At 64.7% G+C, this 6,244-nt stretch carries 7 protein-coding genes; 6 read left to right on the top strand and 1 reads right to left on the bottom strand.

Features of this window, described 5'->3' with window-relative positions; all coding sequences use genetic code 11:
* Window positions 1–204, bottom strand: a 204-nt coding sequence (locus RB2654_RS01025) for a hypothetical protein (RefSeq protein WP_040884206.1), incomplete at its 3' end; no start/stop codon positions are given.
* 469 nt (window positions 205–673) lie between these two features.
* Between RB2654_RS01025 and RB2654_RS01020 the strand changes: the two genes are divergently transcribed.
* The 6 genes from RB2654_RS01020 to RB2654_RS00995 all read left to right on the top strand — a co-directional run bounded on the left by RB2654_RS01020 (window position 674) and on the right by RB2654_RS00995 (window position 6,226).
* Complete coding sequence (locus tag RB2654_RS01020; protein WP_008327678.1) at window positions 674–1,843, top strand: C4-dicarboxylate TRAP transporter substrate-binding protein; 1,170 nt, start codon at window positions 674–676, stop codon at window positions 1,841–1,843.
* A 144-nt stretch (window positions 1,844–1,987) separates the two neighbouring features.
* On the top strand, window positions 1,988–2,530 hold the full coding sequence (locus tag RB2654_RS01015) for a TRAP transporter small permease (RefSeq protein WP_050771922.1): 543 nt from the start codon (window positions 1,988–1,990) through the stop codon (window positions 2,528–2,530).
* Window positions 2,527–3,831 carry a TRAP transporter large permease gene (locus RB2654_RS01010; RefSeq protein WP_008327674.1) on the top strand — a complete coding sequence of 435 codons (1,305 nt, stop codon included), beginning with the start codon at window positions 2,527–2,529 and terminating at the stop codon, window positions 3,829–3,831. Before RB2654_RS01015 ends, RB2654_RS01010 begins: the two co-directional genes overlap by 4 nt.
* Window positions 3,832–3,862: 31 nt before the next feature.
* Window positions 3,863–4,777, top strand: coding sequence for an SDR family oxidoreductase (locus tag RB2654_RS01005; protein WP_008327673.1), 915 nt, complete (start codon window positions 3,863–3,865; stop codon window positions 4,775–4,777).
* 1 nt (window position 4,778) lies between these two features.
* The gene (locus RB2654_RS01000) at window positions 4,779–5,582 is read left to right on the top strand and encodes a sugar phosphate isomerase/epimerase family protein (protein ID WP_008327672.1); all 804 of its coding nucleotides are present in this window, start codon (window positions 4,779–4,781) and stop codon (window positions 5,580–5,582) included.
* Window positions 5,579–6,226, top strand: coding sequence for an EthD domain-containing protein (locus tag RB2654_RS00995; RefSeq protein WP_008327671.1), 648 nt, complete (start codon window positions 5,579–5,581; stop codon window positions 6,224–6,226). Before RB2654_RS01000 ends, RB2654_RS00995 begins: the two co-directional genes overlap by 4 nt.
* Window positions 6,227–6,244: the final 18 nt, after the last annotated feature.

Below are 6,244 nucleotides of genomic sequence, written 5' to 3'. Positions count from 1 at the left end.
GTCGATGAAGGCGTTGACCCCGTCCATCCAGCCCAGCCCGGCGCGCGCGCGGGTGAGCCAGTAGGCGGCGTATTTGGCGTATTCGCGTTCGGACACCTGCGGATCGGCGATGATGCGGCCGTGGGGCGGGGCCATGATGCGATTTCGCAGCGCCATGTCGCGGATCTTGAGGGGGGCGAACAGGTGGGGGAAACGGGCGGTCATGAGCGGGCCTTTTCGGGTCATTCAGGGGGTGCCGCGATGCCCCGAACCGAGACCGAGCCGCGCCCTGCGTGTGTAATTATCCCGCTCATGTGTATTTTTGGAATGGGAGTCTGTCTACACTTTGCACAGCTCCCGAAATGCGCGAAACTCGGGATGCGGTCACGGGCTGTTTCGCGCTAATGGCGCTTTTCAAAGTGATTCTGAGCGAATCTCGGTGCCCGTCCGTCGCGATTTTTTCGCGCGTTGCGGGGCCGTCGATCCGCCGCAGGCCCCCCAAAAACACCAAAATCGCACCAGATTGTGCATATGGAAGAGATTTATATATACACAATGGAAAGTTTCGGTAATGCTATCGGGGCAGACGACTGGCGCCCGAAGCGGTCAAGGTCGTTGTGGCGGGTGGAGGAGACCTGCCGCGTGACATAACGAAGGTCGGTCGGGCGAAGGTCCGACACATTGGGAGGACAACATGACACTCATTCAGGACTTCAAAGGGTTTTCCGGGCTCAAGGGCGCCGCGGTCGCGGGTCTCGCGCTGGGTGCGCTGACCGTGGGCGGGGCACAGGCGCAGACGTTGCGCCACGCCGTCGGCCTGCCGGAAACCAGCTACAACTACGACGCCGCCGTGGCGTTCGGCGAAGCGATCGAAGCCAACACCGATCTCGAAATGAAGGTGTTCGCGCTGTCGCTTCTCAGCCTTGCCGAGATGTCGGGCGGTATCCGCGACGGTCTGGCCGACAGCGGGTTCACGCTGTTCCCGTATTTCCCGGCGGAATATTCGGAAATGAACCTGCCCGCCGACCTGTCGCTTCTGGCGATCTCGGACCCGGACACCAAGTGGCCCGGCCCGGCGGTCATCGGCGCGTCGATGGAATACGTGATGCTGAACTGCCCCGACTGTCAGGAGCAGCTCAAGGGTCTGAACTCGGTCTATCTGAACGGGGCCGCCGCCGTTGAATACGGTCTGGTCTGCAACAAGCCGGTGAAATCCATCGCCGACCTCGAAGGTCTGAAGGTGCGCACGGGTGCCGCCGATCAGGGCCGTTTCGCGGATTACTTCGGTGCCGTGCGCGTGGCGCTGTCGGGCAACGAAATCTACGACGCCCTTTCGACCGGCAACGTGGACTGCTCGTTCAACCAGGGTGAGAACCTCGTCGGCCTGCGTTACATCGAGATCGCGGATCACTTCACCACCGGCATCATGGGGTCCATGTTCGCGGGTCTCGCCACCACGATGAACCGCGACACCTGGCAGGGTCTGTCGGAAGAGAACCGCCGCGGCATCCTGACCGCCGCTGCCGTTCAGCCGATCGTGAGCTGGATCCTGAACAAGGAGCGCAACATCTCGGCCATCGAGGAATTCCGCGCCGCCGGCAAGAACGTCTACGAGGCGTCGGCCGAGGATCAGGAAAAGATCGCCGAATTCATCGCCCAGGACCTTGAGGTCGTTCGCGCCGAATACAACGAGAAGTATGGCCTCGAAAACGTGGACGAGAAGATCGAGACGGTGACGGCCCTGATCGAGAAGTGGAAGGGTCTGACCAACGAGATCGACGTGATGGAGCAGGAGCCGTTCATCCAGCTTTACCTCGACGAGATCATGTCGAAGGTCGACGTCGCCTCCTACGGCATGGATTGATCCAAGCGGGCGGGCGCCTGACCGGGCGCCCGCCGTCTTCAAACCCGGAGGGGCCGCCATCGGTGGCCCGTCCCTGACCAACCCCAGAACAGGCCCCGACCGCATCCCGGTACGGGGCGGAGGCGAACCGGCAAGATGAGATCCGTGCTGAAAGTCGTCGACGCCATCACCCTTGTCCTGAGCATTCTGGCCGCCTTTGCGATCGTCATCATGATGGTTCAGGTCACGCTCGACGTGGTGATGGAGTTGCTCTTCAACAAACCGCTGCCCGCGACCCTGACACTGGTCGCCAAGTATTACATGCCGATGGTGACGTTCCTGCCGTTGGTCTATGTCGAACGGCTGAACCAGCATGTCGCGGCGGACGTGGTGACCCAGTTCCTGCCGATGCGGGGCCAGAAACATCTGGCGGGATGGATATTCCTGTTGAGCGCGGCGGTCTGTGCGCTGCTCACCTATGCCACCTGGGTCGAGGCCGTGGACAAGTTCCACACCGGGTCTTTCGCGATGGAGCGCAACATGAAGGTGCCGATCTGGCCCGTCCGGTTCGCAGCCCCTGCGAGTTACGGGCTGCTCACGCTGCTCTTCGTGCTCAAGTTCATCGCCTACATCGCCCGCAGCACTGCATTCGAAGACAAGCGGCATCCGTTTCCCGGCTTCACCGCGACCGGAGGGTATGACGAATGACCGACGTTCAGATTGGCCTTGCCGGGATCGGCATCCTGCTGTTCCTGATCGCCATGCGCGTGCCGATCGCCATCGCGCTGTTCACCGTTCCTTTCGCCGGCATCTACGCCATGTTCGGCTGGCGCCCGGCCTTCGGCGCGCTGAAGGTCATCCCCTTCGATTTCGCGGCGAGCTGGGAGCTGTCTTCGATCCCGATGTTCCTGTTGATGGGCTATCTGGCATATCACTCCGGCATCACGGCGGGGCTGTTCGATGCCGCGAGGGTCTGGCTCGCGCGATTACCGGGCGGACTTGCGGTCGCCAGTATCTTCGGCGCGTCCGGGTTCGCGGCGGTCACCGGGTCGTCGGTCGCCACGGCGGCGGCGATGGGCCGGATCGCGGTGCCGGAAATGCTCAAGCACGGATACGATCCGCGCCTTGCCACCGGGACGGTGGCGGCGGCGGGCACTATCGGGGCGCTCATTCCACCAAGTATCCTGCTCATCCTCTACGGCATCATCGCCGAGGTGCCGATCAACAAGCTGTTCCTCGGTGGGGCAGGGGTCGGCCTGTTCTCGGCCTTCGCCTATGTCGTGCTGGTGATCGGCTGGGCGACGCTGAAGCCCGAGGTCGCGCCGCGGTCGGACGAGAAGCATTCGCTGCGCGAGAAGTTCACCGAATTGCGCAAGGTGGCCCCCGCGCTGCTTCTGGCCTTTCTCGTGTTCGGGGGCCTGTTCGCGGGCCTGTTCACCCCGACCGAGGCCGGGGCCGTCGGGGCCGCGCTGTGCGTGCTGATCGCGGCGGGGCAGCGCAAGCTCACCTGGCGCAACTTCATCACCTCTGTGGCGGAAAGCTTCACCACCACCTCGGCGCTGCTGTTCATCGTGATCGGGGCCAACCTCTTGGCGCGGTTCGTGGCGCTGTCGGGTGTGGACAGCTACATCTCGGACGTGATCGCTTCGATGAGTTCGTCGACCTACCTGTTCCTTGCGGGCGTCGTCATCATCTATCTGATCTTGGGCATGTTCCTCGAACCCACGGGTGCGATGATCATCACGCTGCCCATCGTGCTGCCGGTGGCGGCGACGCTGGGGGTCAATGAACTCTGGTTCGGCATCTTCCTCGCCAAGCTCCTGGAGGTGGGCATGATTACGCCACCCATCGGGCTCAACGTTTTCGTGCTGAACGGGGTCGTGGGGAAAGTGTCACTGGGGCAGATCTTCCGTGGCACGGCCCGGTTCATCGGGGCGGATATGGTGGTTCTGTTGCTGCTGGTGCTGATGCCGGGGATCGTTCTGTATCTTCCGAACCTCTTGAACTGACCCGCGCCGGAGGGCGCGAAAGGAGGCCGATATGAAAATCGCCGTGTTTTCCGCGACCGGGGATCAGGGGATCGCGCAGGTGCGCGAGGCGGCAGCGCAGGGGCACGAGGTCACCGCGATCTCGCGCAACCCCACGCGGGCCGATCTGCCCGAGGGGGTCACGCCGCTGGCCGCCGATTACGGCGACCACGACAGCCTGCGCCGCGCGATGGCGGGGGCCGAGGCGGTGCTTCTGAACCTGCCGTCCACGTCGTTTCAAGCGGCCGAGCCGCTGCTGGCGGCCGTGCGCGTGATCGCGGAAGCGGCGGCGGGGTCGGACAGCCTGAAGGTGCTGGTGTTCAACACCTCGATGCCGGTCCCGGCGGAGCGGATGGGGATCGCGGCGCAGGACGCGCGGCTGGAGATGCGCGAGATCCTGATGGAAAGCGGCGCGCCGGTCATCACGATGCAGCCGGTGGTCTATATCGACAACCTGCTGCAAGGCTGGGCCTGGCCGTCGATCGAACGGGACAACCTTTTGTATTATCCTCATGCCGAAACGCTGGACGTGTGCTGGATCAGCCATGCCGATCTGGGCAAGCTGATGGTGGCGGCGGCGGGGCGGCCCGATCTGGCGGGGCGCATCTTCGATCTGGGCGGGGCCGAGGCCATTCGCGGCCCCGATCTGGCGCGGCGGCTGTCCAAAGTCTGGGACATGCCGCTTCGGTTCGAGAGTATGCCGCTGGAGACCTGCGGTGAGATCATGGCCGAGGTGTTCCGGGGCGTCGCGACGCTGGACGCCGATGTGCTCGCCCGCGAAATGACCAAGAAATACGCGTGGTACAACGATCCCGACGACAAGCCGTTTTTCGTGGACATGGGGCCGGTGCTGAAAGAGCTGCCGGTGGAGATGACCAGCCTCGAAGACTGGGCCGCGCGTCAGGTGCTGCCTGCGCGGGCGGGCTGAGATGGAGCGGCTTTCCCTGCATCAGCTCGTGGCGATCACGGCGCAGCCGGAAGAGATGGTCGAGATCGCGGCGAAGCTCGACTGTCCGACCGTCACGCTCTTTGCCCAGCACAGCAAGAACAGCGGCGCGCCCTACGTGGAAAGCGTCGAGCGGGCGCGGGCGCTGAAGGCGCAGGCCGACGATCTGGGGGTCGGGGTCTACAGCCTCGAGGTGTTCGGGCTGGGGCCGGACGGGATCACCGACGACCTGCGCACCGGGCTTGAGGTCGGCGGAACGCTGGGGGCCAAGCGCCTGACCGTGGTGATCGGGGACGACGATCTTTCCCGCGCACAGGACACGCTGGCGGCGTTCGTGCCCTTGGCCGAGGCGCATGGGATGTCGCCGCATGTGGAGTTCCACGCCTTCGGCAAAATCACGACCTATCCGCAGTTGTGCGACTTTCTGAGCGGGGTCGATGCGACCACGGCGATCAGCGCGGACGTGCTGCATTTCTACCGCAACGAGGGCGGAATAGGGTCGATGTCGCAGCCCTGCGCCGTGCCCATCGGTCACGCGCAACTGTGCGACGGGCCGCTGGAGCGGGCGCGGGACGAGTGGCTGTTTGAAGCCGTGAACGACCGCAAAATCCCCGGCGAGGGGGCGTTCGATCTGATCGGGTTCCTGCAAGCCCTGCCGGGCGACGTACGCATCGACGTGGAGGTGCCGACGGAGCCGGCACGCTTTCCGAACGGCACGCATTACGAACGCTGCGAGGCGGTCATGTCCGCTGCCCGCCGCATCCTGAACCAAGCGGGGGTCGCATGAGCGAGACGAAAGCGAACAAGCGGGTCGTGCTGATCGGCGCGAAGGACGGGATGACCCCGGCCGAGTTTCACGCCCACTGGTCCGGCCCGCACGCCGAGATCGCCAAAGACCTGCCGGGGCTGAGCCATTACGTGCAGAACCACGTGATGCGGACCCTGCTGGTGCAGGGCGGCGCCGAGGACAAGTATCTGGGGATTCCCGAAGTGATGTTCGCGGACCCGGAACGGCTGCATGACACCATCGACACATGGCCCCGGCGCGACGAGTTGAAAGAGGACGAGGCGCGGTTTCTGGGGGCGCGGATCGGGAACTGGGTGGCCCATGCGGACGACGCGCCGCCCATCGCACACCGCCGGATCATCGTGCTCTTCACCGGGGTCGGCGAGGCCGAGGTGCAGGCGGCGGTCGAAGCGATCGGCGCGGTCGCGCCCTGTCACGGCGAGCGGGTGGTGGACAGCGAGCCGGGCGGCGTCGACTGGATCATTTTCGTGGAACTGTCACCGGAAGGGCAGGGGGCCGAGGCGGCGCAGGCGCTGCTGGCGGCGGACGGTCCGGTCCTGTCGCATGTGACGGGGATCGGTGGCACGGGGCTTGCCTATCTCACCTATTCTCAGGTCAACCGGCTGCCCTTCGACGTGATGTGACCCGCGCCGGTTTGTCCG

Origin of the sequence: Maritimibacter alkaliphilus HTCC2654 (assembly GCF_000152805.1) — a bacterium.
In the GTDB taxonomy this organism is placed as follows: domain Bacteria; phylum Pseudomonadota; class Alphaproteobacteria; order Rhodobacterales; family Rhodobacteraceae; genus Maritimibacter; species Maritimibacter alkaliphilus.
The sequence above is the reverse complement of the archived record's forward strand: the minus strand, read 5'-3'. Positions and strand labels throughout refer to the sequence as shown.

Coding starts and splice junctions, on each gene's coding strand:
- RB2654_RS00995 (WP_008327671.1), top strand. CDS start 5,579: ATGAGCGAGACGAAAGCGAACAAGCGGGTCGTGCTGATCGGCGCGAAG.
- RB2654_RS01010 (WP_008327674.1), top strand. CDS start 2,527: ATGACCGACGTTCAGATTGGCCTTGCCGGGATCGGCATCCTGCTGTTC.
- RB2654_RS01020 (WP_008327678.1), top strand. CDS start 674: ATGACACTCATTCAGGACTTCAAAGGGTTTTCCGGGCTCAAGGGCGCC.
- RB2654_RS01005 (WP_008327673.1), top strand. CDS start 3,863: ATGAAAATCGCCGTGTTTTCCGCGACCGGGGATCAGGGGATCGCGCAG.
- RB2654_RS01000 (WP_008327672.1), top strand. CDS start 4,779: ATGGAGCGGCTTTCCCTGCATCAGCTCGTGGCGATCACGGCGCAGCCG.